28 protein-coding genes and 1 pseudogene are annotated in these 26,016 nt (G+C 57.4%); 5 read left to right on the forward strand and 24 right to left on the reverse strand.

Going from position 1 to position 26,016, the window contains the following annotated elements; genetic code table 11:
• Positions 1-410: 410 nt before the first annotated feature.
• Entirely contained in the window at positions 411-854 is a 444-nt protein-coding gene (locus Q7J58_RS07095; protein WP_304825394.1) for a transposase, read from the forward strand.
• 217 nt (positions 855-1,071) lie between these two features.
• Here the strand turns inward: Q7J58_RS07095 and Q7J58_RS07100 are convergent, their stop codons facing one another.
• The 4 genes from Q7J58_RS07100 to Q7J58_RS07115 all read right to left on the reverse strand — a co-directional run bounded on the left by Q7J58_RS07100 (position 1,072) and on the right by Q7J58_RS07115 (position 3,559).
• Entirely contained in the window at positions 1,072-1,653 is a 582-nt protein-coding gene (locus Q7J58_RS07100) for a Fe-Mn family superoxide dismutase (RefSeq protein WP_304825397.1), read from the reverse strand.
• Positions 1,654-1,774: 121 nt separating this feature from the next.
• Positions 1,775-3,067, reverse strand: coding sequence for an exodeoxyribonuclease VII large subunit (xseA, locus tag Q7J58_RS07105; protein ID WP_304825400.1), 1,293 nt, complete (start codon positions 3,065-3,067; stop codon positions 1,775-1,777).
• Complete coding sequence (locus Q7J58_RS07110) at positions 3,060-3,257, reverse strand: hypothetical protein (RefSeq protein ID WP_304825403.1); 198 nt, start codon at positions 3,255-3,257, stop codon at positions 3,060-3,062. The genes xseA and Q7J58_RS07110 overlap by 8 nt, the downstream gene beginning before the upstream one ends.
• Positions 3,258-3,409: 152 nt before the next feature.
• Positions 3,410-3,559 carry a hypothetical protein gene (locus Q7J58_RS07115; RefSeq protein WP_304825406.1) on the reverse strand — a complete coding sequence of 50 codons (150 nt, stop codon included), beginning with the start codon at positions 3,557-3,559 and terminating at the stop codon, positions 3,410-3,412.
• Here Q7J58_RS07115 and Q7J58_RS07120 point away from each other — a divergent pair.
• The 3 genes from Q7J58_RS07120 to lpxK all read left to right on the forward strand — a co-directional run bounded on the left by Q7J58_RS07120 (position 3,558) and on the right by lpxK (position 5,724).
• A complete protein-coding gene (locus tag Q7J58_RS07120) occupies positions 3,558-4,085 on the forward strand; it encodes a MotA/TolQ/ExbB proton channel family protein (protein ID WP_304825409.1) in 528 nt (175 codons plus the stop codon). The genes Q7J58_RS07115 and Q7J58_RS07120 overlap by 2 nt on opposite strands.
• Before the next feature lie 61 nt (positions 4,086-4,146).
• Positions 4,147-4,584: a biopolymer transporter ExbD gene (locus tag Q7J58_RS07125; RefSeq protein ID WP_304825412.1), complete on the forward strand. Its 438-nt coding sequence runs from the start codon at positions 4,147-4,149 to the stop codon at positions 4,582-4,584.
• Between the two features lie 18 nt (positions 4,585-4,602).
• On the forward strand, positions 4,603-5,724 hold the full coding sequence (gene lpxK / locus Q7J58_RS07130) for a tetraacyldisaccharide 4'-kinase (protein WP_304825414.1): 1,122 nt from the start codon (positions 4,603-4,605) through the stop codon (positions 5,722-5,724).
• 76 nt (positions 5,725-5,800) lie between these two features.
• On the opposite strand, the gene Q7J58_RS07135 is transcribed toward lpxK, so the two are convergent.
• The 3 genes and pseudogenes from Q7J58_RS07135 to Q7J58_RS07145 form a co-directional block, all read right to left on the reverse strand.
• Positions 5,801-5,977 (reverse strand): hypothetical protein, encoded by a 177-nt coding sequence (locus Q7J58_RS07135; protein WP_304825416.1) that lies wholly within the window; start codon positions 5,975-5,977, stop codon positions 5,801-5,803.
• A gap of 110 nt (positions 5,978-6,087) precedes the next feature.
• Positions 6,088-6,368, reverse strand: a pseudogene (locus Q7J58_RS07140) (IS630 family transposase); the annotation flags it as partial.
• A gap of 83 nt (positions 6,369-6,451) precedes the next feature.
• Positions 6,452-7,648: an amino acid aminotransferase gene (locus tag Q7J58_RS07145; protein ID WP_304825419.1), complete on the reverse strand. Its 1,197-nt coding sequence runs from the start codon at positions 7,646-7,648 to the stop codon at positions 6,452-6,454.
• 208 nt (positions 7,649-7,856) lie between these two features.
• On the opposite strand from Q7J58_RS07145, the gene Q7J58_RS07150 reads away from it, so the two are divergent.
• Complete coding sequence (locus Q7J58_RS07150; RefSeq protein WP_304825422.1) at positions 7,857-8,015, forward strand: hypothetical protein; 159 nt, start codon at positions 7,857-7,859, stop codon at positions 8,013-8,015.
• 227 nt (positions 8,016-8,242) lie between these two features.
• Here the strand turns inward: Q7J58_RS07150 and Q7J58_RS07155 are convergent, their stop codons facing one another.
• From Q7J58_RS07155 to Q7J58_RS07235, 17 genes are all read right to left on the reverse strand, one after another.
• The gene (locus tag Q7J58_RS07155; protein ID WP_304825425.1) at positions 8,243-8,689 is read right to left on the reverse strand and encodes a S4 domain-containing protein; all 447 of its coding nucleotides are present in this window, start codon (positions 8,687-8,689) and stop codon (positions 8,243-8,245) included.
• Positions 8,690-8,728: 39 nt separating this feature from the next.
• The gene (locus tag Q7J58_RS07160) at positions 8,729-10,192 is read right to left on the reverse strand and encodes a sensor histidine kinase (RefSeq protein ID WP_304825429.1); all 1,464 of its coding nucleotides are present in this window, start codon (positions 10,190-10,192) and stop codon (positions 8,729-8,731) included.
• Complete coding sequence (locus Q7J58_RS07165) at positions 10,192-10,881, reverse strand: response regulator transcription factor (protein ID WP_304825432.1); 690 nt, start codon at positions 10,879-10,881, stop codon at positions 10,192-10,194. Before Q7J58_RS07165 ends, Q7J58_RS07160 begins: the two co-directional genes overlap by 1 nt.
• Positions 10,882-11,319: 438 nt before the next feature.
• Complete coding sequence (locus Q7J58_RS07170; protein WP_304825435.1) at positions 11,320-11,802, reverse strand: DUF1178 family protein; 483 nt, start codon at positions 11,800-11,802, stop codon at positions 11,320-11,322.
• A gap of 8 nt (positions 11,803-11,810) precedes the next feature.
• Positions 11,811-12,434 (reverse strand): NUDIX hydrolase, encoded by a 624-nt coding sequence (locus Q7J58_RS07175; protein ID WP_304825438.1) that lies wholly within the window; start codon positions 12,432-12,434, stop codon positions 11,811-11,813.
• A 172-nt stretch (positions 12,435-12,606) separates the two neighbouring features.
• The gene (locus tag Q7J58_RS07180) at positions 12,607-12,909 is read right to left on the reverse strand and encodes a DUF2818 family protein (RefSeq protein ID WP_304825441.1); all 303 of its coding nucleotides are present in this window, start codon (positions 12,907-12,909) and stop codon (positions 12,607-12,609) included.
• Between the two features lie 79 nt (positions 12,910-12,988).
• Complete coding sequence (gene nuoN / locus Q7J58_RS07185; RefSeq protein WP_304825443.1) at positions 12,989-14,485, reverse strand: NADH-quinone oxidoreductase subunit NuoN; 1,497 nt, start codon at positions 14,483-14,485, stop codon at positions 12,989-12,991.
• Positions 14,486-14,520: 35 nt separating this feature from the next.
• Positions 14,521-15,996, reverse strand: coding sequence for an NADH-quinone oxidoreductase subunit M (locus tag Q7J58_RS07190; RefSeq protein ID WP_304825446.1), 1,476 nt, complete (start codon positions 15,994-15,996; stop codon positions 14,521-14,523).
• Positions 15,997-16,009: 13 nt separating this feature from the next.
• A complete protein-coding gene (gene nuoL, locus Q7J58_RS07195) occupies positions 16,010-18,040 on the reverse strand; it encodes an NADH-quinone oxidoreductase subunit L (protein ID WP_304825449.1) in 2,031 nt (676 codons plus the stop codon).
• Positions 18,041-18,067: 27 nt separating this feature from the next.
• A complete protein-coding gene (gene nuoK / locus Q7J58_RS07200) occupies positions 18,068-18,385 on the reverse strand; it encodes an NADH-quinone oxidoreductase subunit NuoK (RefSeq protein WP_304825452.1) in 318 nt (105 codons plus the stop codon).
• Complete coding sequence (locus Q7J58_RS07205; RefSeq protein ID WP_304825455.1) at positions 18,382-19,038, reverse strand: NADH-quinone oxidoreductase subunit J; 657 nt, start codon at positions 19,036-19,038, stop codon at positions 18,382-18,384. Before Q7J58_RS07205 ends, nuoK begins: the two co-directional genes overlap by 4 nt.
• 35 nt (positions 19,039-19,073) lie before the next feature.
• The gene (gene nuoI, locus Q7J58_RS07210) at positions 19,074-19,613 is read right to left on the reverse strand and encodes an NADH-quinone oxidoreductase subunit NuoI (protein WP_304825458.1); all 540 of its coding nucleotides are present in this window, start codon (positions 19,611-19,613) and stop codon (positions 19,074-19,076) included.
• Positions 19,614-19,622: 9 nt separating this feature from the next.
• Positions 19,623-20,705: an NADH-quinone oxidoreductase subunit NuoH gene (gene nuoH / locus Q7J58_RS07215; RefSeq protein ID WP_304825461.1), complete on the reverse strand. Its 1,083-nt coding sequence runs from the start codon at positions 20,703-20,705 to the stop codon at positions 19,623-19,625.
• Positions 20,702-22,837 (reverse strand): NADH-quinone oxidoreductase subunit NuoG, encoded by a 2,136-nt coding sequence (gene nuoG, locus Q7J58_RS07220; RefSeq protein WP_304825464.1) that lies wholly within the window; start codon positions 22,835-22,837, stop codon positions 20,702-20,704. Before nuoG ends, nuoH begins: the two co-directional genes overlap by 4 nt.
• A 14-nt stretch (positions 22,838-22,851) precedes the next feature.
• The gene (nuoF, locus tag Q7J58_RS07225) at positions 22,852-24,228 is read right to left on the reverse strand and encodes an NADH-quinone oxidoreductase subunit NuoF (RefSeq protein ID WP_304825467.1); all 1,377 of its coding nucleotides are present in this window, start codon (positions 24,226-24,228) and stop codon (positions 22,852-22,854) included.
• A 1-nt stretch (position 24,229) separates the two neighbouring features.
• Complete coding sequence (nuoE, locus tag Q7J58_RS07230) at positions 24,230-24,751, reverse strand: NADH-quinone oxidoreductase subunit NuoE (RefSeq protein WP_304825470.1); 522 nt, start codon at positions 24,749-24,751, stop codon at positions 24,230-24,232.
• Complete coding sequence (locus Q7J58_RS07235) at positions 24,748-26,001, reverse strand: NADH-quinone oxidoreductase subunit D (protein WP_304825473.1); 1,254 nt, start codon at positions 25,999-26,001, stop codon at positions 24,748-24,750. Before Q7J58_RS07235 ends, nuoE begins: the two co-directional genes overlap by 4 nt.
• Positions 26,002-26,016 lie beyond the last annotated feature (15 nt).

Here is a 26,016-nt window from a genome sequence, read left to right on the forward strand (position 1 = left end):
CCCCGTTTGCTTGGGAATCGCTCATAAATCCGCTGACCTCCGTTTCCCTACAGGAAACATTAGCTGGTAAAAAAAACCTTCCGCGACACGGCTGAACCGATTGGCGGATGCGACAGTGGCTGTGGAAGGACCTGACTGCAAACAGCGATTGTGCCACCTTGGCCAACATCTGAGGTAAAAAAGCGGCTGGGGGCACCCACTGAAAACCGAAATGGGGTGCGATGTGTTGCACCATCGCGAACCGACAGTCTGGCGTCAGCAGCATTCAGACGATCCAAGGCATCAAGAAGGTCGTGCATAGTGCACGCACGGGTGGTCGGCACGCGATCCGTCAACAGAACCGTACCTGAAGTCATCTCGTTGTACACAAGTCCTAAGGGTAGCAACGCTGTACGGGGAGGAGGTGCAAGATGGACTGGGCAGAGGAAGAATTTGAGACGCTGGAGCTGGGTGATGCGCTGCTGAACCGGCGCGCGGTGCTGCTGGCCGAAAGGCTGAGCCAAACGACTGGTTCCAGTATTCCCGGTGCGTGTAAGAACAGGAGCGAGACCATCGCGGCCTACGGTTTTCTGGGCAACGAAGAAATCAGTTGGGATGTGATGAGCGCGCACTGGGATGCCACACAAAAGAGAATTGCCCAGCACAGCGTGGTGCTGTGCAGCCAAGACACCACAAAGCTGGCTTTCAACGGCCAGCAAACGCAAGGGCTGGGGCCGCTGAACTACGAAGCACAGCGCGGCCTGCTGCTGCACCCCACCTATGCGTCATGCCCACCAGCGAGAGCCCCTGGGCGTCATGAACGCCTGGATGTGGGCCAGAGCGTTCAAACAAGACAACGGCACACCCAGAGGTGAGCTGCTGGAGAGCAGGCGCTGGATAGAGGTTCACGATTTAAGCTCCACGCTTTCTTCCCACGATCAGTCACCCTCTCGCAGTTGCGCTTCACTTTGCTCACTGTGACCAGCTCGTAGCGGGAATTGCACCCGCAGGTGTGCGCGCATGCTGGGCGCACAACCGGAAAAAGGCCCGAAGGCATTGCCTTCGGGCCTTTCAAAAAATCGAAACCGGGGATCAGGCGAAATTAGCTTCAGCAAACGACCAATTCACCAATTTGTCTAGGAAAGCTTCAACAAACTTAGGACGCATGTTGCGGTAGTCGATGTAGTAAGCATGCTCCCAGACATCGACGGTCAGCAGCGCCTTGTCACCAGTGGTCAGTGGGGTGCCCGCTGCGCCCATGTTGACAATATCCACCGAACCATCGGCCTTTTTGACCAGCCAGGTCCAGCCCGAGCCGAAGTTACCCACAGCGCTTTTCACAAAAGCGTCTTTGAAAGCGGCGTAGCTGCCCCACTTTGCATTAATGGCATCTGCAAGCGCACCAGACGGTTCGCCACCACCATTGGGCTTCATACAGTTCCAGAAGAAAGTGTGGTTCCAGATCTGGGCGGCATTGTTGTACACACCGCCGCTGGATTGCTTGACGATGGACTCTAGGTCCATAGCTTCAAACTCGGTGCCCTTTTGCAGATTGTTGAGGTTGACCACGTATGCGTTGTGGTGCTTGCCGTGGTGAAACTCCAGCGTTTCTTGTGAGTAATGGGGTGCCAGTGCGTCGATAGCGTAGGGCAATGCGGGCAGGGTGTGTTCCATGAGTTCCTCGTGCTGTGGGTATTGTGGACGTTAAGCCGTTGGATAGTGTTCCAACAGGTGCGCCAGCCAAGCATTGTAGGCAAGCCCGGCGACAACCACCACGAACAGGGTTTCTGAGACCTCAGCTATCCACAGTGAGCTTGAGTTCACCGTCGGCCAGCATGGCGCGAAGGGTTTGTCCAGGCTTGGTTTGGTTGGTTCGGGAAATCGCCTGGCCTTGGTCATCGGTCAGGTAGGCATATCCTCGCTCAAGCACCAGGCGTGGATCCAGCAACCCCAGAGATGTTTCGCAGCACAGCAGTCGACGGCTTTTCTGCTCTATGGCACGCTGCAGCACCAGGGGCAGCTTGGCTTCCAGATTGCGAAACTGAATCTGCTGACGCTGACTGGACAACATCAGCGCGCTGTGCAAGCGGTGTTGTAAAGTGTTCAGTCGTTGGTGGCTGCCGTGTATCCGAGCCGAAGGTCGGCCCATGCGATGGGCTAGGCGGTCCAAGTGTTGAGCTCGCTGGTCAATAGCGTTGCAACAGACTTCGCCCATGCGCTCCTGCAGATAGGCCAGCTCACCCAGACGCACATCACGCGAGGGGGCACACATTTCTGCTGCGGCGGTGGGCGTAGGCGCGCGCAAATCGGCTACGAAATCGGCCAAGGTGAAATCGGTTTCATGCCCCACTCCGCACACCACAGGCATAGGCGCCTGCGCCAGGGTTCGCACCACCCATTCGTCGTTGAACGACCAAAGGTCTTCTAGCGATCCCCCGCCCCGCACCAACAACAGCACCTCGCTTTCACCGGTTTCGGAGTGTCTGCGGTAGGCTGTTTTCAAGGCAGCACACAACTCACCCGGCGCAAGAGCCCCTTGTACAGCGGCAGGGTAGACAACAACAGGCAGATGGGGTACGCGGCGGCGCAAAGTACTCACGACATCGCGCAAAGCCGCTGCACCCAGAGAAGTCACGATGCCAATGCTGTGCGGCTGCGCAGGCAAGCTCCGCTTGCGTGCGGAGTCAAAAAGGCCGTCCCCTTCCAACTGAGCCTTGAGGCGCAAAAACTGCTCAAACAGCGCACCCTGCCCAGCGGGTTGCAGGCTATCTACAATCAGTTGCAGGTCACCCCGAGGGCCATACACATCCAGTTTGCCACGGGCTTCTACCCGCAGCCCATCACGTGGGTTGAAACCAAGCTGATCGGCCGCTCGGCGAAACATGGCACAGCGTACCTGCCCTGTCTCGTCTTTCAGCACAAAGTAGCAATGACCGCTGGTCGCACGGGAAAAACCAGACAACTCACCGCGGACCACGACCGGGTTGAAACGGCTAGCCAAAGCGTCGGCAATAGCGCGCATCAACGGACCAACCGCCCAAACCCGCCCTCCTGGCGAGAGCTGCTGTGTGATGTGCAGCTCAGTCATTGGTCATCCCAAAGAAAAACTGTCCACAGCCAGTGGCTATGTTGGCTGCTTGGAAGAAAAATGTCACAAAACAGCCGGTGTTGGTCCAAGCTATTGATTTCATTGTATTTCGCACGGCCTGTTTTATCTTCATGTTGTCCACAATGAAATTATTTTCCGTGTTGCACGACGATTGGAGCAGGTTTTTCACAAAGTTATCCACAGATTCGTCGAGCAAGCTACAGGCTCAAAACATCAAGGGCTGTGTGGCATGGCGCATCGCAATATGCGGGGTTTACGAACTGGGCAGATCAGTGACACCAATGGCACTGAGCCATAATCACAAGGATTGCACATGGGCCGTCACTGTATGGCGGCATTTCCTTGGAGCCCCGTTTTGCTTTCCATCATACAAGCCGCAGGCTGGCCGATCTGGCCGCTCATCATCTGTTCTGTGCTCGGAATGGCCTTGGTGATTGAGCGCTTCATTGCCTTAAAAACCACCAAAATCATGCCTCCCAAGTTGCTTGACGAGGCCATCATGGTTTCACGCAACGGCATACCTGCAGCCGATGTGGTGATGCAGCTGGAGCAAAATTCGGTGTTGGGCGAAGTGTTGGCCAGCGGCTTTCAAGTGCTTCACAACAACCCCAGCGCCAGCGAAGACGATTTGCGCTCCAGCCTAGAGGGGGCGGGCCGAAAGGCGGCAGCCAAACTTCAACGCTACTTGGGCGCCATTGCCACCATCGCCTCAGCAGCGCCACTACTGGGCTTGCTGGGTACGGTCATCGGCATGATTGAAATATTTGGTTCCCAGGCTGGCGACGGTGGCGCAGGCCTGGCTCCTGGCGCAGGCAACCCGGGACAGCTCGCGCACGGCATTTCAGTCGCACTCTACAACACGGCTTTTGGCCTGATCGTGGCAATTCCCGCACTGATTTTCTGGCGCTACTTCCGCGGTCGGGTAGATGATTACCTGCTGTCCATGGAGTTGGCTGCCGAGCAGTTTGCCCGCCACTTGGTGAACCTACGCAAATGAACATCCGCACCTTTGGTTCTCTTCTTCTCTTGGTATTTCATGCGCTATTGGGGATGGTGCCATGAACTTCAGACTTGGTAACCGAGACGAACCCGAGATCAATCTGATCCCGTTCATTGACATTTTGTTGGTGGTACTGATTTTTCTGATGCTCAGTACCACCTACAGCAAGTTCACCGAACTCCAGGTGAACTTGCCTGTTGCGGACGCTCAGGCGCAGCGAGAAAACCCAAAAGAAGTGATCGTGGCTATCAGCAGCGACGGTCGCTACTCCATCAACAAAGAAGTACTTGATGGCGCCGGAGTGGAAGCTCTCACCCTCGCGCTCTCTCAGGCAGGCCAATACAACCGTGAAGCAGTCGTCATCATCAGTGCCGACGCGGCTGCGACTCACCAGTCGGTAATCAACGTGATGGATGCGGCTCGGCGTGCTGGACTGGTGCAAATTACCTTTGCAACCCAGCAGTCCGGTGGTAAAGCCGCCAGCGGTAAACCCTGATCACGGCAAGACTGAGGCATGGCAACCACGCGTGAGGGATCGGTGGGCTGTCAAGCCTATTGGCAAAGCATTGCCCAGCATCGCGGATTGAGCGCGTGGCTGCTGAGGCCGATTTCCTGGCTTTACGGCGCGCTGGTGGCGTTGCGCAAGCAAGGCTATGCATGGGGTCTTTTGCGATCCCACCGGTTGCCGGTTCCCGTCATTGTTGTCGGCAACGTGGTGGTGGGTGGCGCAGGAAAAACCCCCACGGTGATTGCACTGGTGCAACACCTGAGCGCGCAGGGCTGGCACCCCGGTGTGATTTCACGCGGCTACGGGCGCAGCAGCGATGCTGTGGTGGAAGTGACTGCCACAACGCCAGCAACCGACAGTGGCGACGAGCCTGCGCTGATCCAACGGACCACAGGTGCGCCGGTGTTCGTGGCCCGCCAGCGGGTGTCAGCAGGTCAAGCACTGCTGGCGGCGCATCCACACGTCAATGTGCTGCTGTGCGATGACGGGCTGCAACACTTGGCCCTGGTACGCGACATTGCAATTGCGGTGTTTGACGAACGTGGCTGCGGCAACGACTGGCTGCTGCCTGCTGGACTGCTGCGCGAATCCTGGCCACCGGCCAGTGGTTCAGCCTACCGTCCTGATATGGTGCTGCGCCAGCACCGAGAAGGCGCACAACCGCCCGACATCGCTTCTGTACCGGGTATACCCATCTTCAACGCCGTTCGCCGCTTGGCACAGTACGCTGTTGGCCCGCACGGCCAACGCATTGCACTGGAGCAACTGAAAGGTCAGGCCCTGACCGCGGTGGCAGGCATCGCAAGACCTAGCGTGTTTTTCGACATGCTACGGGCGCGCGGCCTCACCCTCGCGCGCGAACTGGCCTTGCCAGACCATGCGGATTCCGCTGCATACACCACGCTCCAGCAAAGTGAAGACGGCCTTTTGATCTGTACTGAAAAAGATGCCGTCAAATGTTTCGCATCAGTCATAGAAGAAAACAACCCCATGCCTCCTCGCATGTGGGCCGTACCATTGGAGTTGGCGCCCGAGCCTGAATTTTTTGCTGATATCGACGCCCGCTTGCTATTGCAGTCAACCCACAGCGTGGGGCGACGCCGTTACCGTGAAAACCCATCCAGGTAACGACAAGTGAACCCCAGCCGACCTGCAGCATGACAGGAAAAACCGCTGGGCCCGACCCCGGAAGATCGGCGGTGAATCAGATGGCGGCGAGGGCCACAGCGCCTGCGCTGGCAGTGGGCCACTTGCCGATGGCCTTGAGCTGCTTGATCCAGCGCGGTGCGTTCTTCTTCGCGCTCATGGCGGCGTAATCGATGTGCTGATCGAGATAGGGCTGGCGCCGCGACAGCAGGATGTAGATCAGCCGGATCACCATCAGACTTCGGTACTTCGAGGCCAGCGTGCTTGATGGATTTAAGCCTGTGAAGCCCAGTAGATGAGGTACTTGCCGATGCTGAGCATTTGCAGATTAATGCCAAATCATTACTCGATGAACTGACCCAGTGCGGCACTACTCCACGGGCCCAAATCTATCTTGAGTTGCTCGGAGCGCTTGTCGATGATCATGCGCTGGATAGTGGCTTCCTGGGCCTGACTGAGCACCTGACCATCGCCTGCAGCGCGCCCGCGAACAGCACCCCAATCGCGGCCGCCAGACAGATCGATGGCACTTCGCACCGTCGGTAACTCAGCCCCAGTCATTGTGACGATTGCATGATCTTGGAGCCTTACCTGTACAGCCTCACGACGTGCTTGTGGCATATCAAACAGCATTCAGACTTTTTTGGACCTCATCTACGGCAGCCGTCACGTCTGTTGGGGTGGCTGTTTTTTTCCCACATCAAATTCATCAGACCACTTTGGAAATCGCCTGACAAACGTAGTCTATGTTCTTGCTGTTGAGCGCTGCAACGCACATGCGACCCGTATCGGTGCCGTATACACCGAATTCGTTGCGCAAGCGCACCATTTGATCTTTGCTCAGGCCGGAATAGCTGAACATACCGATCTGCTTGGTGATGAAAGCCATATCTTGCTTGACTCCAGCGGCCTTCAGGCCATCGACCAACTTTTGGCGCATAGCCTTGATCCGCACGCGCATGTCGCTCAGTTCGTTTTCCCACAAAGCACGCAACTCAGGGTTATTCAATACGGCTGCCACCACGGCACCGCCATGGATGGGCGGATTTGAGTAATTGGTGCGGATCACAATTTTTAGTTGAGAGAGGACTCGTGAAGCCTCTTCTTTATCTTCACACAACACGGACAATGCGCCAACACGCTCGCCATATAGACTGAAACTCTTGGAAAAAGATGTTGATACAAAAAATGTGAGGCCGGCAGCAACAAACTTGCAGATCACGGAGCCGTCTTCTGCAATGCCATGACCAAAACCTTGGTAAGCCATATCCAAAAAGGGCGTGAGGCCGCGAGACTTGACTGTGTCGATCACCTGATCCCATTGCTCTGCAGTAAGATCGTAGCCCGTTGGATTGTGGCAGCAGGCATGCAGCACGACGATCGTGCCAAACTCAGCAGCATTCAGACTGGCGAGCATGGCTTCAAAGTTCACGCCGTGCTTTTCGGCGTCGTAATAAGCATAAGTGTCCACCAAAAAACCAGCGTTGGTGAACAACGCGCGGTGGTTTTCCCAGCTGGGGTCGCTGATCAACACCTTGGCGTTTGGGCTCAAACGTTTCAGAAAGTCGGCGCCAATTTTCAGACCGCCAGTGCCACCAATCGCTTGTACTGTGGCCACACGACCTGATTGCACGGGCTCGCTGTCGACACCAAAAACCAGGCTCTTCACCGCTGCGTCATAGGCTGCAATACCGTCAATGGGCAAATATCCACGCGCGCTGGGTGTAGCCATCATGGTTTTTTCTGCCGCTTGAACGCACTGGAGCAAGGGAAGTTTGCCGTTGTCGTCGAAATACACACCCACGCCGAGGTTGACTTTGTTGGGGTTCGTGTCGGCAGAGAACTGTTCATTCAGACCCAAAATCGGGTCGCGCGGAGCCATTTCAACGGCTGAGAAAAGAGACATGCTAAGTTTCCTGAGGGTTGATGTCAAAACAGCACACATTTTACTGGTCGCACTGCATCGCTGTGTCAATCAGAACCCCCACAGGTAAGTCACACACAAAGTTTTCCACAGCGTTTGAAAAACTGTTTCGAATGGAAGCAAGGCCTGTTGCCGGTGAGCAGATGGATCGAAGAAGATGGCACAGGTATGACCATCTGTCTCTAAACAGATGCGGCTCAAAGACCTTCAGCCCAAGACCATTGATGGTTATGCCCGCGCCATACGCCGCATCGGCACCCATTTTGACCATCAAGTCACCTCTCTCTTGCTCCAGCAACTCGCCGACTGCTTCACCGCCATGAAGGCCCAGCACTCCTGGCGCGGGTGATTGCAGAACTCGGCATCAAAAAACATCTCCGCACAGCCTGCGCCACGGCCGCGCCATGCACCTGATTGAGGCCGGTGAGCCATCACGGCATCCTATTGCGATGCGCCCGGATCAGACGGGGTGTTTTCTGCGAGCATGTGAAACTTTGACTGGTTGAGCTTCATTGCCAACCGCTTTACTCACTGATCTCTCGGGGGTAGGTGTCGCAGGTCGTATTGGCATGCGATTCAGTCGTCCAGTGAAGCACTCCATCGTGCGTTCCACTCACCTCGGGAGGCGTTATCTTTTAGGTGATCCAGTTCGCGCCGGTCTCGCTTAGTGGGACGGCCTTGGTTCAAGTGTTGGGCAGGTTCGGGAGCCAGCCTGCGTTGCTCGACGGTAGCCACCCGCACAGCGATGGATTCCGCTGTTTCTTCATAGAGCAAAGCCGCAGCAGATGCAGGGCCGCGTGCATTGCTGAGTGCCCGAACAACCACCGTTCGCACCACCGGACCGGTGCGTAACTCCAGTGTGTCTCCGGGCTTGACATCGCGTGAAGGTTTGGCCAACTGCCCATTTTGACGCACTCGACCTTTGTCTATTTCTTGAGAGCAAAGGTTTCGAGTCTTGTAAAAGCGGGCTGCCCAAAGCCACTTGTCAAGACGGACCTTTAACAAGGTGTTGTCGGTGTTCATGTAAAGTGGTTTTAGATGTTTCTAGGTTTCTGTGCACACTCAAAGGACCAAGGGCAAGCGCACAGTAGCGTCCAGACCCACCACCTGTGCGTGTGCTTCGCGGTTGGTCAACTCAATACTGCCATTCAGTGAGCGCACGATCCCGAGGCAAATAGCCAAACCCAAACCCGATCCGGTGCTTGCCGTACCCGCCCCCGTCTCGGTGGAAAAAGGCTGAAATAAACGCTCGCGCAAGTTAGATGAAATGCCGGGGCCACTGTCACTGATGGTAAGTGCAGCGGTCTGTGCATCGCTCACCAAAACGACCGCCAGACGCGACTCTGCAGGTGTGTGCTTTATGGCGTTATGCAGCAGGTTGCGGCTCAGTTCGCGAAGCGACCAGAGGTGCGAACGCACCAAGGCTGGCGCAATGTCAAGTGAAAAGTCAAGCGAACGTTCCGCGATCAAGGCAGAGAGATCAAGTGCCACATCGCGCACCACCTCGGACCAATCGGTACAGGGGGTGGTTTTGTCTTCTCGAAGTTGTTCGACTTTGGCCAGCGCCAGCATTTGGTTGGCAAGTTCATTGGCTCGCTCGACCGTGTGACCAATTTCCTCAAAGGCCTGCATAGGTTCGATGTCGCCGCGCAATGCTGATTGCACCTGGACTTTCAGTACCGCCAGTGGCGTGCGCAATTGGTGCGAGGTGTCGCGCACGAACCTCTTTTGGTGGTCCAGCAAATGGGCCAAGCGAAGCATATGCTGGTTGGTGGCGTCCAGCAACGGCAGCAATTCGCGGGGTGCGCCCGCCGTAGGCAAGGGAGCAAGGTCGTTGTCGTTGCGTGCTCCCAGCGCGTGACTGAGTGCGCGCACAGGTCGTGTGGCGTGCTGCACGACCAGTACCACCACCATGGCGATTACCAACACAAGCACAGCTTGCCGCCACAGGGTATCGAGCAAAATCTGTCTGGCCAAGGTTTCCCGCAATTCCAAGGTTTCAGCCACTTGAATGGTTGCCATGCCCTGACCCCCCAGGCCTGCTACGGGTTGCAGCAGCACCGCCATGCGCACGGGGACACCGCGGTATTCGTCGTCGTAAAAATGCACCAAGGCGGCGTAAATTTTCTGCGAAGGCATGGTCTGCGGCCCTGCAGGCAAGTCTTCAAAACCCGAAACGAGTTCGCCCGAAAAGCCGCTGACGCGATAAAACAGACGGCTTCGGTTGTCGGCCTCGAAGGCTTCAAGTGCCGAGTACAGCAGAGACGACTTTATGTGAGCACTGGAGCCTTCACCGACAACCTCCAATTGTTCGCCCAATGATTTAGCCGTGGCCAAAAGGGTACGGTCGTAGGCGGTGTCGGCTGCCGCCAGTGCCTGGCGGTAGAGCACCACGGTGTTGATCAGCACAAAGCCGAATACCGGAAGCAAAATACCCAACAGCAGGGTTCGCCGCAGGGAGCTGGGCTGGTGCTCACTTGGCGGTGCTTTGTGGAGCAAATCGGCTGCAGCAACAGCAGGTGCCATCAGGTTCCAGCCTTGAGTAAGTAGCCCAGCCCCCTCAGCGTGACAAGTTGAGCGCCGGTGTGTGCAATTTTTTTACGCAAACGATAAGCCACCACCTCAATGGCCTCGGGTTGTACCTGGCTTTCTCCAGGAAACACCAGTTCAAACAGGCGTTCCTTGGCAATAGCGTGACCTGGGTTGCCCAGTACCGCTCTCAGCAAAGCCAGTTCGCGCGGAGCCAGCTCCAAAGGCATGCCGTTGAAGTAAGCAGCCCCGCTGTCTTTTTCCAAGTGCATGCCGCACCACACGAGTGGTTTTCCCATTGCGTTGTGGTGTGTCTCCGTGTTGCCGTTGGCACGGCGCACGAGGGCACGCACACGGGCTTCCAGTTCGTCCAAATCGAAAGGTTTGGGCAGGTAATCGTCAGCACCCGTGTTGAGACCCACGATGCGGTCTCCCACAGTACCGCGAGCCGTCAATATGATGGTTGGTGTGGTGAGTCCGGCCGCACGTGCGTCCCCCAACACCAGCAAACCATCGCGCCCTGGCAGACTCAGGTCCAGCAACACCACATCAGGCAGGCAAGCCTGCCACAGTGCCAGCGCGCGCGCGCCATCCCCACAAGTCAGCACCTGGATACCGCGGCGCTCAAAAGAGCGCTGCAGTGTGGTCTGCATGGCTGGATTGTCTTCAATGAGCAGCAGTTTCATTCTAAGTCGGCAGTGCCGGAAGCAAAAGTCATACGATTACCGTCAAACCGATAACGTGGCGAGCGACCATGGCTACGACGGCATTGACTGCGTGCTAGGCGCCCAACCCGCACAGTGTGTTGTCGTACTACGACGAGATCATCGTGACGGACACACTGCCCGGGCGTGTTACACAGGCAGGATGAAGAGTTTTCTGTACTCGCGTGGTATCGGCATATTTGATTATCCGAAGTTTGCCAATCTCTTGCGGAATCGCATCCAATCGGTCTACGCGGCCAACAGCGTGAGCATCGAGCACATCAACAAAAGTCTCATCCGCAAGGAAGACCTGTTGGATCGCGTGCTGGCAGTGCGCGGCAATGCACCAAGCATGGTGCGTGTGATTGGCACCGATGACTTTCGCCCAGCTCGATCCGCGCCATGCACGGCACACACGATTTACTGCAGGGTTTCATTGAGCGCAAGAATATCCGGTAGCGGCACCACATCAATACCTTCATCCACCAACTCCATAGCCACTTCTGGGGTGGTGCGTCCGCGAATGTTGCTCGGGGCCATATCGCCGTGGTGCATGGCCCGAGCCTGATCGGCAAAGCGGTCTCCCACATCTTCGGTGTTGGCGATCACCTGACGCATGGCTTTGAGCAACTGCGCCTGAAGCTGTTTGGCCGGTGCTGCCTGATTCGAGCCAACATGGGCGTTAACGCCGGTCTCAGCTTCTGCAGTTACCGATAGACGTGAACTCTCCCGGCTTGTGCTCAGGTTCAGTCTCGGAGCACTCAGCATTTTCTGAATCTGCATATCGCCACACAGTGGACAACTCAGCAACCCGCGCGCTTGCTGGCTAGCGTAGTCGTCTTCCGACGCAAACCAGCCTTCAAAACCATGCTGGCGAGCACACTGCAGATTGAGGACTTTCATGAACGCAATTATCCAGTGCAAGTGAGGTGCGAAAGAACGGGAGGCGCATGGCTCCAGTCCAGCACCCAATCACCGTGCAGCACATTCTGCAACCACAACGCACCCACCAGCGTCTTGCCGTCGATAACCTCACCAGAGCGACACCAGAACTGGAGCTCGGCTGGTGAAGCGGCGAACACATCGAGAAACTCGCCATCGTCCAGGTGACGTTCTCCCAAACTCAGACCGCGTGCGAACCAAATATCGATGATTTCATTGGAATACCCGATGGTGGGGGCCAACCGACCTGCGAACGCCCACTCGCTGGCACTGTAGCCTGTTTCTTCCAATAACTCGCGCTTTGCGCACAGCAAACTGGCCTCGCCCGCATCCAGCTTGCCTGCAGGAAATTCAATCATGACTTGCTGCATCGGGTGTCGAAACTGACGCTCTAACACAACCCGACCGTCGTCCAGCAATGCAATCACCATTACGGCACCGGGATGCAACACAAACTCGCGTGTGGCTTCTTGTCCGGAAGGCAGGCGCACGGTGTCTCGCACCACATGCAGAAAATGACCTTGCAACAACTTGGTTCGGGAAACAAGGGTTTCGGACAGGTGAGCATCAACGGCGGCAGGCGTTTGAGGCATAGGAGTAACCGGTGATTCAGAACAATAGCCTAGAAGCAAGCTCGGCAGAAAGTATTGAAGCCACACGGGTGGGGGAAACCCACTTCAAACCTGCTTTTGAAGATTTTGACCGGTCCACAGCCGGAAAACCATGGATCGACCGGAAAAGCCCGTCCAAGCACCACACCTGTCGTCAACCGCGACGTTTGAAAAGGTAGCGGTACACGAAGCCAGGAAAAGCCAGAGTCAGGAACAGCGCACCCGTAGTGGCGTAAAACTCCCAACCTTGAGGGTAGATCTGACCCGCCGATTGCTCCAGAGCCAAACCGAATACCCCCACCAAGAGGTAACACACAAACAACTCACCCACACGCAGCCAGAGCGTTTTGGGTTGGTTGCGAGGAATCACGGCCAGCCAACGGTTGTTGACGAAAGGCAAGTTGGCAGCGATCAAGGCTGCCATCAGCACCAGCCAAACAGAGAGGGTATGGGTCATAGGTGCAGTTTGAGCCAGTGAGATGCTGCAAGTTTCAGACAGACACACCGACGCACATGCCGGTGATCTGCCTTCTGATTCAAATGAACAGGGATGCCACGGCCTGAGCACAAAGGGCCATCAGGCCGCCTGGCACAATGCCCAGAACCAACACCAATGCACCGTTCAGCATGAGCACCGATCGCACGTCCGCAGCGGCCACAATTTCGGCAGTTTGCGTGGGCGCATCAAAGTACATGACCTTGACCAAGCGCAGGTAGTAGAACGCGCCCACCAGCGACATCAAGACAGCAAACACCGCCAGACCGATGTAGAACCCGTCGCTGGATGCGAGCAGCGCCTGCAGCACGGACAGCTTGGCGTAAAAACCCACCAGCGGCGGCACGCCTGCCAGAGAAAACATGCACACGGCCATGACACCGGCGTAGAGCGGGCTGCGCTGGTTCAGACCTGCCAGATCGCTGATGTTTTCAGACTCGAACCCGCTGCGCGAAAGCAAGAGAATCACACCAAAGGTGCCCAGCGTGGTGAGCACGTAGGTGACCACGTAAAACATGGACGAACCGTAGGCGTTGGCCATGTTGCTGGCGTCGCCCTGCACCACACCGGCCAGCAAACCCAGCAACATGAAACCCATCTGGGCAATGGTGGAAAAGGCCAGCATGCGCTTGAGGTTGATCTGTGCAATGGCTGCAAAGTTGCCTACCAGCAAGGACATCACCGACAACACCGCCAACATTTGCTGCCAGTCGAAGGCCAACGGCTGCAAGCCTTCCACCAGCAAGCGCACCACGATGGCAAAGGCCGCCAGCTTGGGGGCGCCACCAATCATCAGGGTCACCGCAGTGGGGGCGCCGTGATAGACATCGGGCACCCACATATGAAAGGGAACGACACCCAGCTTGAAGGCCAGGCCGGCCACCAGGAACACCAGACCCAGGGTCAGCACCTGGGCCGAGCCTTTGAGCATCGCTTCGCCGCCCGCAATGACCTTCATCACCTCGGCCAGATCCAGCGAGCCGGTGGCACCGTAGACCATCGACATGCCATACAAGAGGAAGCCGCTGGCCAGAGCGCCCAGCACAAAATACTTCATGGCAGCCTCGGTGGCTTGCACGTCGTCGCGGCGCAGGGCCACCAGAGCGTAGCTGGACAGCGTGAGCAATTCCAGGCCGAGATAGATCACCAGGAAGTTGTGGCCCGAGATCATGACAAACATGCCCAGCAGAGCAAACAGGCTCAGCGTAAACAATTCGCCACCACGCAGCATGTCGCGGGCACCAGCGTAGGCACGGCCGTACACCAGGGTCACCATCATGGCGAGCGCAGCGAAACACTTGAGCCAATTGCCCATGGGGTCGCTGACGACCATGCCGCCCCAGCCCATGATGGTCTCGCCGGAACTGGCGTAATAACCCTGCAACAGGGCTACCACGGCCAGCGTCAGCAGTGTGAGCACATAAGTGGCACCACGCAGTGGCGACTTGACGCCGAGGTCCAGCAGCGCGATCACGCAAGCCATCACCAGCAACAGGATTTCAGGGTAAGCCGTGACCCAGCTGAGATTGTCAATCATGTAAGCGCTCTCTTTTATTTTGACCGGTCACGGAATCAATTCAGTTTGGAGATGGCAACGTGGCGCAGCAGATCCGCGACCGAAGCGTCCATCACATCGGTAAATGGCTTGGGATACACACCCATGAACAGCACGGCAATGGCCAGTGAAGCCATCACCAGAAATTCGCGGGGGTTGAGGTCGGTCAAGCCCTTGACGTTGTCGTTACCGACAGGACCCAGGTAGACGCGCTTGAACATCCACAAGGAATAGGCGGCACCAAAAATCAGCGCTGTCGCGGCAGCAGAGCCCACCCAGAAGTTGGATTTGACCGCGGCCAGAATGACCATCCACTCACCCACAAAACCAGCAGTCCCCGGCAAGCCGCAATTGGCCATGACAAACAGCAACGCAAAGGCCGAAAAATTGGGCATGGTGTTCACAACGCCACCATAGTCGGCAATTTCCCGCGAATGCACACGGTCGTACAGCACACCAATGGCCAGGAACATGGCCGCAGACACAAAGCCGTGCGCAATCATCTGCACGATGGCACCCGACACACCGAGGTCACTGAACACAAAGAAGCCCAGCGTCACGAAGCCCATGTGAGCCACCGACGAATAGGCCACCAGCTTCTTCATGTCTTGCTGCACCATGGCCACCAGGCCCACATACACCACCGCCACGAGCGACAGCGCAATCATGAGCCAAGCCCATTCTTGCGAAGCGTCCGGCAGGATCGGCAGCGAAAAACGCAAAAAGCCGTAAGCACCCAGCTTTAGCATGATGGCGGCCAGCACGGCAGAACCACCCGTAGGCGCTTCAACGTGAACGTCTGGCAACCAGGTGTGCACCGGCCACATGGGCACCTTCACGGCGAAGGCGGCGAAGAAGGCAAAGAACAACAGCGTCTGCGCCGTGCTGCTCAAGGGCAATTTGTACCAGTCAGCCAGCGCGAAGCTCCCGCCAGACTGGGTGTAGAGGTAAATCAGAGCCACCAGCATGAGCAGCGAACCCATGAGCGTGTACAGGAAGAACTTGAACGCGGCGTAAATCTTGTTGGGACCGCCCCAGATGCCGATGATGAGGTACATCGGAATCAGGGTGGCTTCGAAGAACACGTAAAACAGCATCGCGTCCTGCGCGCTGAACACGCCGATCATCAAGCCCGACAGAATCAGGAATGCCCCCATGTACTGGTTCACTCGGCGGGTGATCGACTCCCAACTCGCGACCACCACCACCACGTTGATGAATGCCGTCAGCAGCACCAGCCAGAGCGAGATGCCATCCACGCCCAGGTGGTAATGCACGTTGAAGCGCTCAATCCAGAGGCCCTTTTCAACGAACTGCATCGCAGCGGTACCTATTTCGAAACCGCTGTAAAGCGGAATGGTCACAGCCAGCGACACCAGCGCACCCACCAGCGCTATCCAGCGCACCACATGTGCCTGATCGTCACGGCCCAAGGCCAGCAGCACAACGCCAAAGAAAATCGGCGTCCAAATCGCAAGGCTCAGCAAACCCATCTTGTTCTTCCTCTTATTTGGCGAGCCACACGAAATACGTCATGAACAGCAACACGCCCACGATCATTACCAGCGCGTAGTGGTACAGGTAGCCTGTCTGCGCTTGACGCACCAAAGACGACACCCAACCAACCAGTTTCCAACTGGCGTTGACCACACCACCCTCAATCAACACACGATCGCCGCCCTTCCACAGACCAATGCCCAGGCCACGTGCGCCTTTGGCCAGCACGTTTTCGTTGAACCAGTCAAGGTAGTACTTGTTTTCCAGAATGGTGACGACGGGCTTGAGCGCACGGCCAATGGCCGCCGGCACCGCCGGGTTGATCAGGTACATGTACCAAGCCATAACAGCACCACCCAAGGCCAGGTACAACGGTGGGGTGTAGAGCGCATGGCTCAGCATGGCCAGCGGTCCATGGAAGATTTCAGCAAATTTCGCCATCGCGGGATGAGCATCGCTGTTGATGGTGATGGCGTCCTTGAGGAAGTCACCGAACAACATAGGCTCAATCGTCATGTAACCGATCACCACAGAGGGAATCGCCAGCAAGATCAGCGGCACCGTCACCACCCAGGGAGACTCGTGTGGTTTACCGTCACCGTGGTGCCCATGGTCATGGTGGTGGTCGTCGTGCCCATGGTGGGCATCGGGGTTTTGGTCATAACGCTCTTGACCGTGGAACACGAGGAAATACAGGCGGAACGAATAGAAAGACGTCACGAACACGCCAGCCAGCACCGCGAAGTAAGCGAAACCCGAGGCCGGCAGGTTGCTGAAGTGCACCGCCTCAATGATGCTATCTTTGGAGTAGAAACCCGAGAACAGCGGCGTGCCAATCAGGGCCAGCGTGCCCAGCAAGGAGGTGATCCAGGTGATAGGCATGTACTTGCGAACGGCACCCATCCAGCGAATGTCTTGATTGTGATGCAGACCCATGATGACCGAGCCCGCCGCCAAGAACAGCAGTGCCTTGAAGAAAGCATGCGTCATCAAATGGAACACCGCGACCGAGTAAGCCGACGCGCCCAGAGCAACCGTCATGTAGCCCAATTGAGACAGTGTCGAATACGCCACCACCCGCTTGATGTCGTTTTGGATGATGCCCAGAAAGCCCATGAACAAGGCCGTGATGGCACCAATGACCATGATGAAGTTGAGCGCCGTGTCCGACATCTCGAACAGCGGTGACATGCGCGACACCATGAAAATACCTGCCGTCACCATGGTGGCCGCGTGGATCAGCGCCGAGATGGGGGTCGGACCTTCCATCGAATCGGGCAGCCACACATGCAAAGGGAACTGCGCGGACTTGCCCATCGCACCGATGAACAGGCAAATGCAGATCACCGTGACCAGCAACCAGTCTGTGCCGGGGAAACCCAGCGTACCCAGCTCGGGCGCTTTGGCAAAAATCTCGGTGTAGTTCAAGCTGCCGGTGTAGGCCACGATCAGGCCGATGCCCAGAATGAAGCCGAAGTCACCCACGCGGTTGACGAGGAAAGCCTTCATGTTGGCAAAAATCGCGGTGGGCTTGTTGAACCAGAAACCGATCAGCAGGTAGGACACGAGACCCACCGCTTCCCAGCCAAAGAACAGCTGAAGCAGGTTGTTGCTCATCACCAGCATCAGCATGGAAAAGGTGAAGAGAGAGATGTACGCAAAGAAGCGGTTGTAGCCGGCATCTTCTTCCATGTAGCCAATGGTGTAGAGGTGCACCATGAGCGACACGAAGGTCACGACGACCATCATCATGGCGGTGAGTCCATCGACCATGAAGCCGATTTCCATCTTCAGGCCACCCACCACCATCCATTCGTAGATGGTTTCATTGAAGCGCGCACCATCCATCGCCACGCTCTTGAGCGTCATGGCAGACAGGATGAAGGCGATGAACACGCCCAGGATGGTGAGCGTGTGGGAGGTGCGGCGACCGATGACGTTGCCGCCAAAGGTAGTGCCCAGAATACCCGCGAGGGCTGCACCCACCAGCGGAGCCAGTGGGACGGCCAAGAGTGTACTTGCAGAAAGGGTGGTGCTCATGGTGTTCTTGCCTCTTCGGGTACGGGCTTAACCCTTGAGGGTGTTGAGTTCTTCGACGCTGATCGACGACTTGTTTCGGAACAGCAGCATCAGAATGGCCAAACCAATCGCCGATTCGGCAGCCGCCACCGTCAAGATGAAGAACACGAAGACCTGTCCATGCAAATCACCCAAGAAATGGGAGAACGCCACGAAGTTCATGTTGACCGCCAACAGCATCAGTTCGATGGCCATGAGCAACACGATGAGGTTCTTGCGGTTCAGGAAGATCCCGACCACAGACAGCGTGAACAGAATCGCGCCCACAGTGAGAAAGTGACCCAGGGTCAGACTGGTGAGGCTCATACCTTGCCCTCTTCGGTGTCAGCCGCTTCAGCAGCCAGCGGGGATTTCTGGGTGGCAGCCATGGGCAGCACGACCAGGCGGTCGCTGGCACGCACATGGACTTGCAGGCCCGGGTTGATGGCCTTGCTGTCCTTGCGCTGGCGCAGCGTCAGGGCAATGGCCGCGATCATGGCCACCAGCAGGATGACTGCAGCCACCTCAATCGGATACAGGTATTCGGTGTAGAGCAGCAGGCCCAATTCCTTGGTGTTGGCATAGTCCGGGGCATTCACACCGGTGCCGGGAGCATCGGGGCTCATGGACATGGCTGGAAAACCAGCCCACTGCACAGCGATGAGTTCGGCCGCAACCAAAACGCCCAAGACCGCAGCCAGTGGGAAGTGCTTCCAGAAACCCTTGCGCACACCTTCCATATTGATGTCGAGCATCATCACGACAAACAGGAAAAGAACCATCACCGCGCCGAGGTACACAAGCACCAGGGTGATCCCTAAAAACTCCGCCTTCAACAGCAGCCAAAGCGCAGCGGCCTGCGAGAAGGCAAGCATCAGGAAAAGCACGGCGTGCACAGGGTTGCGCGCGGTGATTACGCGGAAGCCTGCAAACAGCAGCAGTGCCGCGAACAGGTAAAAAAAGCCGGTCTGGTAGTCCATGGAATGGGTTCTTCGTTCTTGGGTCAGCCCAGGGATCAGCGGTAAGGCGCGTCAGCCGCCTTGGCAGCAGCGATTTCGGCTTCGTAGCGGTCGCCCACGGCCAACAGCATGTCCTTGGTGAAGTACAGATCGCCACGCTTCTCACCGTGGTATTCGAAAATGTGGGTTTCCACAATCGCGTCCACAGGGCAGGCCTCTTCACAAAAGCCGCAAAAAATGCACTTGGTCAGGTCGATGTCGTAGCGCGTAGTGCGGCGCGATCCGTCGTCTCGGGCATCGGACTCGATGGTGATGGCCATGGCCGGGCACACCGCTTCGCACAGCTTGCAGGCAATGCAGCGCTCTTCACCGTTTTCATAACGGCGCTGGGCATGAAGACCCCGGAAGCGTGGTGAGATCGGTGTTTTTTCTTCAGGAAACTGCACCGTGACTTTGCGACGGAACGCGTAGCGTCCCGTCAGCGCCATGCCCTTGAACAATTCAACCAGCAAAAAGCTCTTGAAAAAGTCCCGAAAGGAAAATGGAGCGACGGCAAGGGTCGTGGCAACGGAGGCGGTGGTTGTAGACATGGTCATTCGCCCTGCTTATTTCCAGATATTCCACGAGGTCTGCATCAGTGCGCCGACCAGCAGCAGATAGATGAGCGTGACAGGAATAAAAATCTTCCAGCCCAGACGCATGATCTGGTCGTAGCGGAAGCGCGGGAAAGTGGCACGGATCCAAATGAACATCGAGACGACGAGGAAGGTCTTCAGACCCAGCCAAATCCAACCGGGAATCCAGTTGAACAACGCGCTGTCGATAGGTGGCAACCAGCCGCCCAGGAACATCAAAACGGCCAGAATGGAAATCAGCCACATGCTGGCGTATTCGGCCAGGAAGAAGATGGCGAAGCCCATGCCCGAGTACTCGACCATGTGACCGGCAACGATTTCCGCCTCGCCTTCCACCACGTCGAAAGGGTGACGGTTGGTCTCGGCCACGCCGGAGATCAGGTAGACGAAGAAAATGGGCAGCAGGGGCAGCCAGTTCCAGGACAGGAAGTTCAACCCCATGTCGGCCGCCATACCGCGGCTCTGCGAAGCCACGATCTCACCGAGGTGCAGACTGCCTGCGGTCATCACAACCACCAGAAAACAAAAGCCGATAGCAATTTCGTAACTGACCATCTGGGCAGAAGCGCGCAGTGCACCCAGAAACGCGTACTTGGAATTGGATGCCCAACCGGCAATGATCACGCCATAGACCTCGATGGACGTGATGGCCAAAATGACCAGCAAGCCGGCATTGACGTTGGCGAGAATGGCGTCAGGGCCAAACGGCACCGCCACCCACGCTGCCAGCGCCGGCATGATGGCCATGATGGGGCCCAGGCGAAACAGGCCACTGCTGGCGGCGCTGGGGCTGATGATCTCTTTGGTCAGCAACTTGATGGCGTCGGCAATGGGCTGCAGCAGGCCAAATGGCCCTACGCGGTTGGGACCTAGGCGAACCTGGATGAAGCCGAGCAGCTTGCGCTCCCAGAGCGTCAGGTAAGCCACGGCTCCCATCAAGGGCGCAAGCACAGCCACGATCTTGATCAGAATCCAGAGCACAGGCCATGCGGCCGTGGTCCACCACGAGGCCGCAATCAAGCCCATACCGCCGTTGTACATGGCGTCAATCATGCGCTGACTCCTTCGATCTGAGCGCTCGATGCGCGGGCATCGTTCGTGAGTTGCAGCGAGGTGGCGCGACGCACCAGTCCATCCAACTGATAGATGGCTGCCACACACGGTTGCAGGTGGGCTGGGGTGAGGTCAACAGCTGCAGAGCTGGCATTGGAAAGACGCGAAGCATCCACCACCGTGCCAGCGGCCACGCCAGGCAGGGCGTTGGCCAAGACAGCTTGGGACGAATCGGCGTCAAAACCAGCCAGACCGAGTAGATTGCCCAATACACGAAGCACTTTCCAGGCGGGACGTGTGTCACCCAACGGGCGTACCACGGCATGGAAACTTTGCACACGTCCTTCGGCGTTGACAAAAGAGCCTGACGTTTCGGTGAAGGGAGCGATCGGCAACAGCACATCGCTCACGTCCATATTGCATTTGAACGGACTGAGCGTGACCACCATGTCAGCAGCCTTCAGACCCGCAGTGCCAGCAGCACTGTCGTAAGCAGGCTCTGTGTTCAACAGCAACGCGGCCTTGAGCGATCCACCCAACATCTGACCTGCATTGAAACCGCCCTGCCCCGGCGTAGCGCCCACGAGCTGAGCGCCCACGGTGTTGGCAGCTTCGGTGAGATAGCCCACCGTGGCACCGGTTTGTTGCGCAATCCAGTTGGCCAAAGACAGGAGGCTGGCCGCTTTTTCATGGTGCGCTGCGGCGGTACCCAGCAAGACGGCTTTCTGCTCGCCCCCCAACAGCGACTTGGCCACCGCGCGGGCTGTGTCAGTCACCTCGACAACCACCGGGGCTGTTGCGCCGGTTTCCTGCGCCACAGCGGCGGCAATACCGGCCAAAGCGACAACCCATAAGGAGCTGTCGGCCAACACGGTGTTTTTGACCGGCATGGCCCAGTCTTGCGTCGCGGTACCCAGCACGTTGATCTGGCAACCCTGGCGAGCGGCCTGGCGAATGCGTTGGGCAAACAGCGGATGGTCTTTGCGCAGGTGCGAACCCACCACCAGCACACGCTGAAGCGAAGACAACGAGGCCACCGACCGACCCAACCAGCGCGCAGCACCCAGTGGGGCCGTATTGGTGAAATTGGCGTGGCGCAGACGTGTGTCGATGTTCTGACTGCCGAGACCGCGCACCAAGGCAGCAGCCAGAGTCAGCTCCTCAACGGTACTGTGCGGGCTGGCCAACAGACCGATGGCGTCAACGCCGTGGTCGGCCTTGACCTGCTTCAGACCATTGGCGACATATTCCAGCGCCGTCTGCCAGTCCACCGTTTTCCACTCGCCACCCTGCTTGAGCATGGGCGCGGTCAGTCGCTCTTCACTGTTGACGGCTTCGTAAGAAAAACGGTCACGGTCGGCGATCCAGCACTCATTGACCGCATCGTTTTCCAGCGGCACCACACGCATGACCTTGTGGTTTTTCACCTGAACAATCAGGTTGGCACCGGTCGAATCGTGCGGGCTTACGCTCTTGCGGCGAGAGAGTTCCCAGGTGCGGGCGCTGTAGCGAAACGGCTTGCTGGTCAGCGCACCCACCGGGCAAATGTCGATCATGTTGCCAGAGAGCTCGGAATCGACCGTGTTGCCCACGAAGGTCTCGATCTCGGCATGCTCGCCGCGGTGCGACATACCCAACTCCATCACGCCGGCAATTTCCTGACCGAAGCGAACGCAGCGAGTGCAGTGGATGCAACGGCTCATTTCCTCCATGGAAATCAGTGGACCCACATCCTTGTGGAACACGACACGCTTTTCTTCTTCGTAGCGCGAAGCACCACCGCCATAACCCACCGCCAGATCCTGCAACTGGCATTCACCGCCCTGGTCACAAATCGGGCAGTCCAGTGGGTGGTTGATGAGCAGAAACTCCATCACCGACTGCTGTGCCTTGATCGCCTTGTCGCTCTTGGTGCGCACGATCATGCCCATGGTCACCGGCGTGGCACAGGCAGGCATGGGCTTGGGTGCCTTCTCCACATCGACCAGACACATGCGGCAGTTGGCCGCAATAGACAATTTTTTGTGGTAACAGAAGTGCGGAATGTAGGTGCCAGCCTTCTCGGCCGCATGCATCACCATGCTGCCCGGGGGCACTTCCACCTTCTTGCCGTCGAGTTCAATTTCAACCATGTGCGACTTCTTTTTCAGACGTTGGCCGTGGCCATGCGGGTCTTGTGTTCGATGTAGTGCTCGAACTCAGGCCGGAAGTGTTTGATCATGGCGCGCACCGGCATGGCCGCTGCATCGCCCAGAGCGCAAATGGTGCGCCCCATGATGTTTTCAGCCACGTTGTCCAGCAAGGCCATGTCAGCCGGCTTGCCTTCACCACGCTCGATACGGTCCACCAGACGCCAAAGCCATCCTGTTCCCTCGCGGCAAGGGGTGCACTGGCCACAGCTCTCGTGCATATAAAAGTAGGACAACCGCTTGAGCGATTCGACCATGCAGCGGCTGTCGTCCATGACAATCACCGCACCAGAGCCGAGCATGGAGCCGGCCTTGGAGATCGAGTCGTAGTCCATCGTGCAATTCATCATGATGGAGGCAGGCAACACGGGCGACGACGAGCCCCCAGGAATCACAGCCTTGAGCTTGCGCCCTTTGCGCACACCGCCGGCGAGCTCCAGCAAAGTCGAGAATGGCGTGCCCATGGGCACCTCAAAGTTGCCTGGGCTCTCCACGTCACCGCTGACGGAGAAAATCTTGGTGCCACCGTTGTTGGGTTTGCCACACTCCAGATAGGCCTGCCCGCCGTTGCGAATGATCCAGGGGACCGCAGCGAACGTCTCGGTGTTGTTGATCGTGGTGGGCTTGCCGTACAAACCAAAGCTGGCCGGAAACGGCGGCTTGAAACGGGGCTGACCCTTTTTGCCTTCCAGCGATTCGAGCAATGCCGTTTCTTCACCACAGATGTACGCACCAAATCCATGGAAAGCATGCAACTGAAAACTGAAATTGCTGCCCATGATGTTGTTGCCCAGCAAACCTGCGGCACGGGCTTCTTCCAGCGCAACTTCGAAACGGTCGTAGGCTTCAAAAATTTCGCCATGAATGTAGTTGTAACCCACACTGATGCCCATCGCGAAGGCAGCAATGGCCATGCCTTCGATGACGATGTGCGGGTTGTACATCAGGATGTCGCGGTCCTTGCAAGTACCCGGCTCGCCTTCGTCCGAATTACAGACGAGGTATTTCTGGCCAGGAAACTGGCGTGGCATGAAGCTCCACTTCAGGCCGGTGGGAAAACCGGCACCACCTCGGCCACGCAACGCCGACTCTTTCAGAGTGGCGATCACCTGGTCCTGCGTCAAGCCGGAAACTCCGGTGTCGGGGTTCGGTGCAGCACCGTCCTGGCCCAATACCTTGCGAAGCGCCTGGTAGCCACCGCGCGCTTCGTAGTCCTTGAGCGACCAGTTGCTGCCGTTCAAATCCGCGTAAATCTGCGGACGGATGTGGCGGCCATGGAAGCAGGTTTGTACGCCCGTGGCGCGAAACTGGGAAAGAATTTGCTCGGCGTTCATGTCACTTTGCCTCCGTCGAACGCAAGCCTTCGATCAGCTGGTCGAGTTTGTCGTTGCTCATGAAACTGCACATGTGCCGGTCGTTGACCAGCATCACAGGCGAATCGGCGCAGGCCCCCAGACATTCACTCTGCTGCAGGGTGAACATGCCATCGGCCGTGGTGCCACCCATGGTCACACCGAGCTTGTGCTCCAGATGTTTCAACGCTTTGTTGCCATCGCGCAGCTGGCAAGGCAGGTTGGTGCAGACGTTGAGCTTGTACTTGCCCACCGGCTGCTGGTTGTACATGTTGTAGAAGGTCGTAACCTCGTGAACAGCAATGGGTGCCATGCCCAGGTATTCAGCGATGGCCTTCTCGGACTCCAGGCTCACATGGCCCTGTTCCTGTTGCACGATGGACAGACAGGCCATAACGGCTGACTGCGCCTGATCGGTAGGGTATTTGGCGACTTCACGGGCGAAGCGCTGCAGGGTAGTTTCGGGCAGCGATGCCGTTTGCACAGTTTTGATGCCGGAGATCATCGGTCAATCTCTCCAAAAACGATGTCCATGGTGCCAATGATGGCCACTGCGTCTGCCAACATGTGGCCCCGCGCCATTTCGTCCATGGTGGCCAGATGCGCAAAGCCAGGAGCACGAATTTTCAAACGGTAGGGCTTGTTGGCGCCATCGCTCACAAGGTAAATACCAAATTCACCTTTGGGATGTTCGACCGCAGCATAGGCCTCACCCTCGGGCACATGGAAGCCTTCGGTGAACAGCTTGAAGTGGTGAATCAGCTCTTCCATGCTCGACTTCATCGATTCACGCGAAGGCGCCGCCACTTTGTGGTTGTCGGTGATGACAGGGCCCGGATTGGCACGCAACCACTTCACACACTGTTCAATGATGCGGTTGGACTGCTTCATCTCTTCCATGCGGACGAGGTAGCGGTCGTAGCAATCACCCGTCTTGCCCACCGGAATGTCAAAGTCCATCTGGTCGTAGACGTCGTACGGCTGGGTCTTGCGCAGATCCCACGCGATACCGGACCCCCGCAGCATGGGACCGGTCATGCCCAGGCTCAATGCACGCTCGGGCGTGACCACACCGATACCGACCGTGCGCTGTTTCCAGATGCGGTTGTCGGTGAGCAAGGTGTGGTACTCACCCAGGTAGGAGGGAAACCGTTGGGTGAAATCTTCAATGAAATCGAGCAACGACCCCTGACGGTTGGTGTTCAACTCGGCCATCGCCTTGGCGTTGCGGATCTTGCTCACGCGGTACTGCGGCATGGTTTCCGGCAGATCGCGGTACACGCCACCCGGGCGGAAGTAAGCTGCATGCATACGCGCGCCGGACACAGCCTCGTACATATCGAACAGATCTTCGCGCTCGCGGAACGCGTAAATCAAAATGGTCGAACTGCCGCAGTCGTTGCCGTGCGAGCCGAGCCACATCAGGTGGTTCATCAAGCGCGTGATCTCCGAGAACATCACACGGATGTACTGGGCACGGATCGGCACCTCAATGCCCAACAGTTTTTCGATGGCCAGACAATAGGCGTGCTCGTTACACATCATCGACACGTAGTCGAGGCGATCCATGTAGGGCAGCGACTGAATGAATGTCTTGCTCTCGGCCAGCTTTTCGGTGGCACGGTGCAGCAGGCCAATGTGTGGGTCGGCGCGTTGCACCACCTCACCATCGAGCTCCAACACCAGACGCAGCACACCGTGTGCGGCTGGGTGCTGCGGACCAAAGTTCAGGGTGTAGTTTTTGATTTCAGCCATGGGTATTCCGATTCG

Origin of the sequence: Hydrogenophaga sp., from assembly GCF_030656115.1 — a bacterium.
GTDB lineage: Bacteria > Pseudomonadota > Gammaproteobacteria > Burkholderiales > Burkholderiaceae_C > Hydrogenophaga.

Excerpts from the sequence above, each read along its gene's own strand:
- Q7J58_RS07095 (WP_304825394.1), top strand. The coding sequence starts at position 411 with ATGGACTGGGCAGAGGAAGAATTTGAGACGCTGGAGCTGGGTGATGCG.
- Q7J58_RS07100 (WP_304825397.1), bottom strand. The coding sequence starts at position 1,653 with ATGGAACACACCCTGCCCGCATTGCCCTACGCTATCGACGCACTGGCA.
- xseA (WP_304825400.1), bottom strand. The coding sequence starts at position 3,067 with ATGACTGAGCTGCACATCACACAGCAGCTCTCGCCAGGAGGGCGGGTT.
- Q7J58_RS07120 (WP_304825409.1), top strand. The coding sequence starts at position 3,558 with ATGCCTCCCAAGTTGCTTGACGAGGCCATCATGGTTTCACGCAACGGC.
- Q7J58_RS07115 (WP_304825406.1), bottom strand. The coding sequence starts at position 3,559 with ATGATTTTGGTGGTTTTTAAGGCAATGAAGCGCTCAATCACCAAGGCC.
- Q7J58_RS07125 (WP_304825412.1), top strand. The coding sequence starts at position 4,147 with ATGAACTTCAGACTTGGTAACCGAGACGAACCCGAGATCAATCTGATC.
- lpxK (WP_304825414.1), top strand. The coding sequence starts at position 4,603 with ATGGCAACCACGCGTGAGGGATCGGTGGGCTGTCAAGCCTATTGGCAA.
- Q7J58_RS07135 (WP_304825416.1), bottom strand. The coding sequence starts at position 5,977 with ATGGTGATCCGGCTGATCTACATCCTGCTGTCGCGGCGCCAGCCCTAT.
- Q7J58_RS07145 (WP_304825419.1), bottom strand. The coding sequence starts at position 7,648 with ATGTCTCTTTTCTCAGCCGTTGAAATGGCTCCGCGCGACCCGATTTTG.
- Q7J58_RS07150 (WP_304825422.1), top strand. The coding sequence starts at position 7,857 with ATGCGGCTCAAAGACCTTCAGCCCAAGACCATTGATGGTTATGCCCGC.
- Q7J58_RS07155 (WP_304825425.1), bottom strand. The coding sequence starts at position 8,689 with ATGAACACCGACAACACCTTGTTAAAGGTCCGTCTTGACAAGTGGCTT.
- Q7J58_RS07160 (WP_304825429.1), bottom strand. The coding sequence starts at position 10,192 with ATGGCACCTGCTGTTGCTGCAGCCGATTTGCTCCACAAAGCACCGCCA.
- Q7J58_RS07165 (WP_304825432.1), bottom strand. The coding sequence starts at position 10,881 with ATGAAACTGCTGCTCATTGAAGACAATCCAGCCATGCAGACCACACTG.
- Q7J58_RS07170 (WP_304825435.1), bottom strand. The coding sequence starts at position 11,802 with ATGAAAGTCCTCAATCTGCAGTGTGCTCGCCAGCATGGTTTTGAAGGC.
- Q7J58_RS07175 (WP_304825438.1), bottom strand. The coding sequence starts at position 12,434 with ATGCCTCAAACGCCTGCCGCCGTTGATGCTCACCTGTCCGAAACCCTT.
- Q7J58_RS07180 (WP_304825441.1), bottom strand. The coding sequence starts at position 12,909 with ATGACCCATACCCTCTCTGTTTGGCTGGTGCTGATGGCAGCCTTGATC.
- nuoN (WP_304825443.1), bottom strand. The coding sequence starts at position 14,485 with ATGATTGACAATCTCAGCTGGGTCACGGCTTACCCTGAAATCCTGTTG.
- Q7J58_RS07190 (WP_304825446.1), bottom strand. The coding sequence starts at position 15,996 with ATGGGTTTGCTGAGCCTTGCGATTTGGACGCCGATTTTCTTTGGCGTT.
- nuoL (WP_304825449.1), bottom strand. The coding sequence starts at position 18,040 with ATGAGCACCACCCTTTCTGCAAGTACACTCTTGGCCGTCCCACTGGCT.
- nuoK (WP_304825452.1), bottom strand. The coding sequence starts at position 18,385 with ATGAGCCTCACCAGTCTGACCCTGGGTCACTTTCTCACTGTGGGCGCG.
- Q7J58_RS07205 (WP_304825455.1), bottom strand. The coding sequence starts at position 19,038 with ATGGACTACCAGACCGGCTTTTTTTACCTGTTCGCGGCACTGCTGCTG.
- nuoI (WP_304825458.1), bottom strand. The coding sequence starts at position 19,613 with ATGACCATGTCTACAACCACCGCCTCCGTTGCCACGACCCTTGCCGTC.
- nuoH (WP_304825461.1), bottom strand. The coding sequence starts at position 20,705 with ATGATTGACGCCATGTACAACGGCGGTATGGGCTTGATTGCGGCCTCG.
- nuoG (WP_304825464.1), bottom strand. The coding sequence starts at position 22,837 with ATGGTTGAAATTGAACTCGACGGCAAGAAGGTGGAAGTGCCCCCGGGC.
- nuoF (WP_304825467.1), bottom strand. The coding sequence starts at position 24,228 with ATGAACGCCGAGCAAATTCTTTCCCAGTTTCGCGCCACGGGCGTACAA.
- nuoE (WP_304825470.1), bottom strand. The coding sequence starts at position 24,751 with ATGATCTCCGGCATCAAAACTGTGCAAACGGCATCGCTGCCCGAAACT.
- Q7J58_RS07235 (WP_304825473.1), bottom strand. The coding sequence starts at position 26,001 with ATGGCTGAAATCAAAAACTACACCCTGAACTTTGGTCCGCAGCACCCA.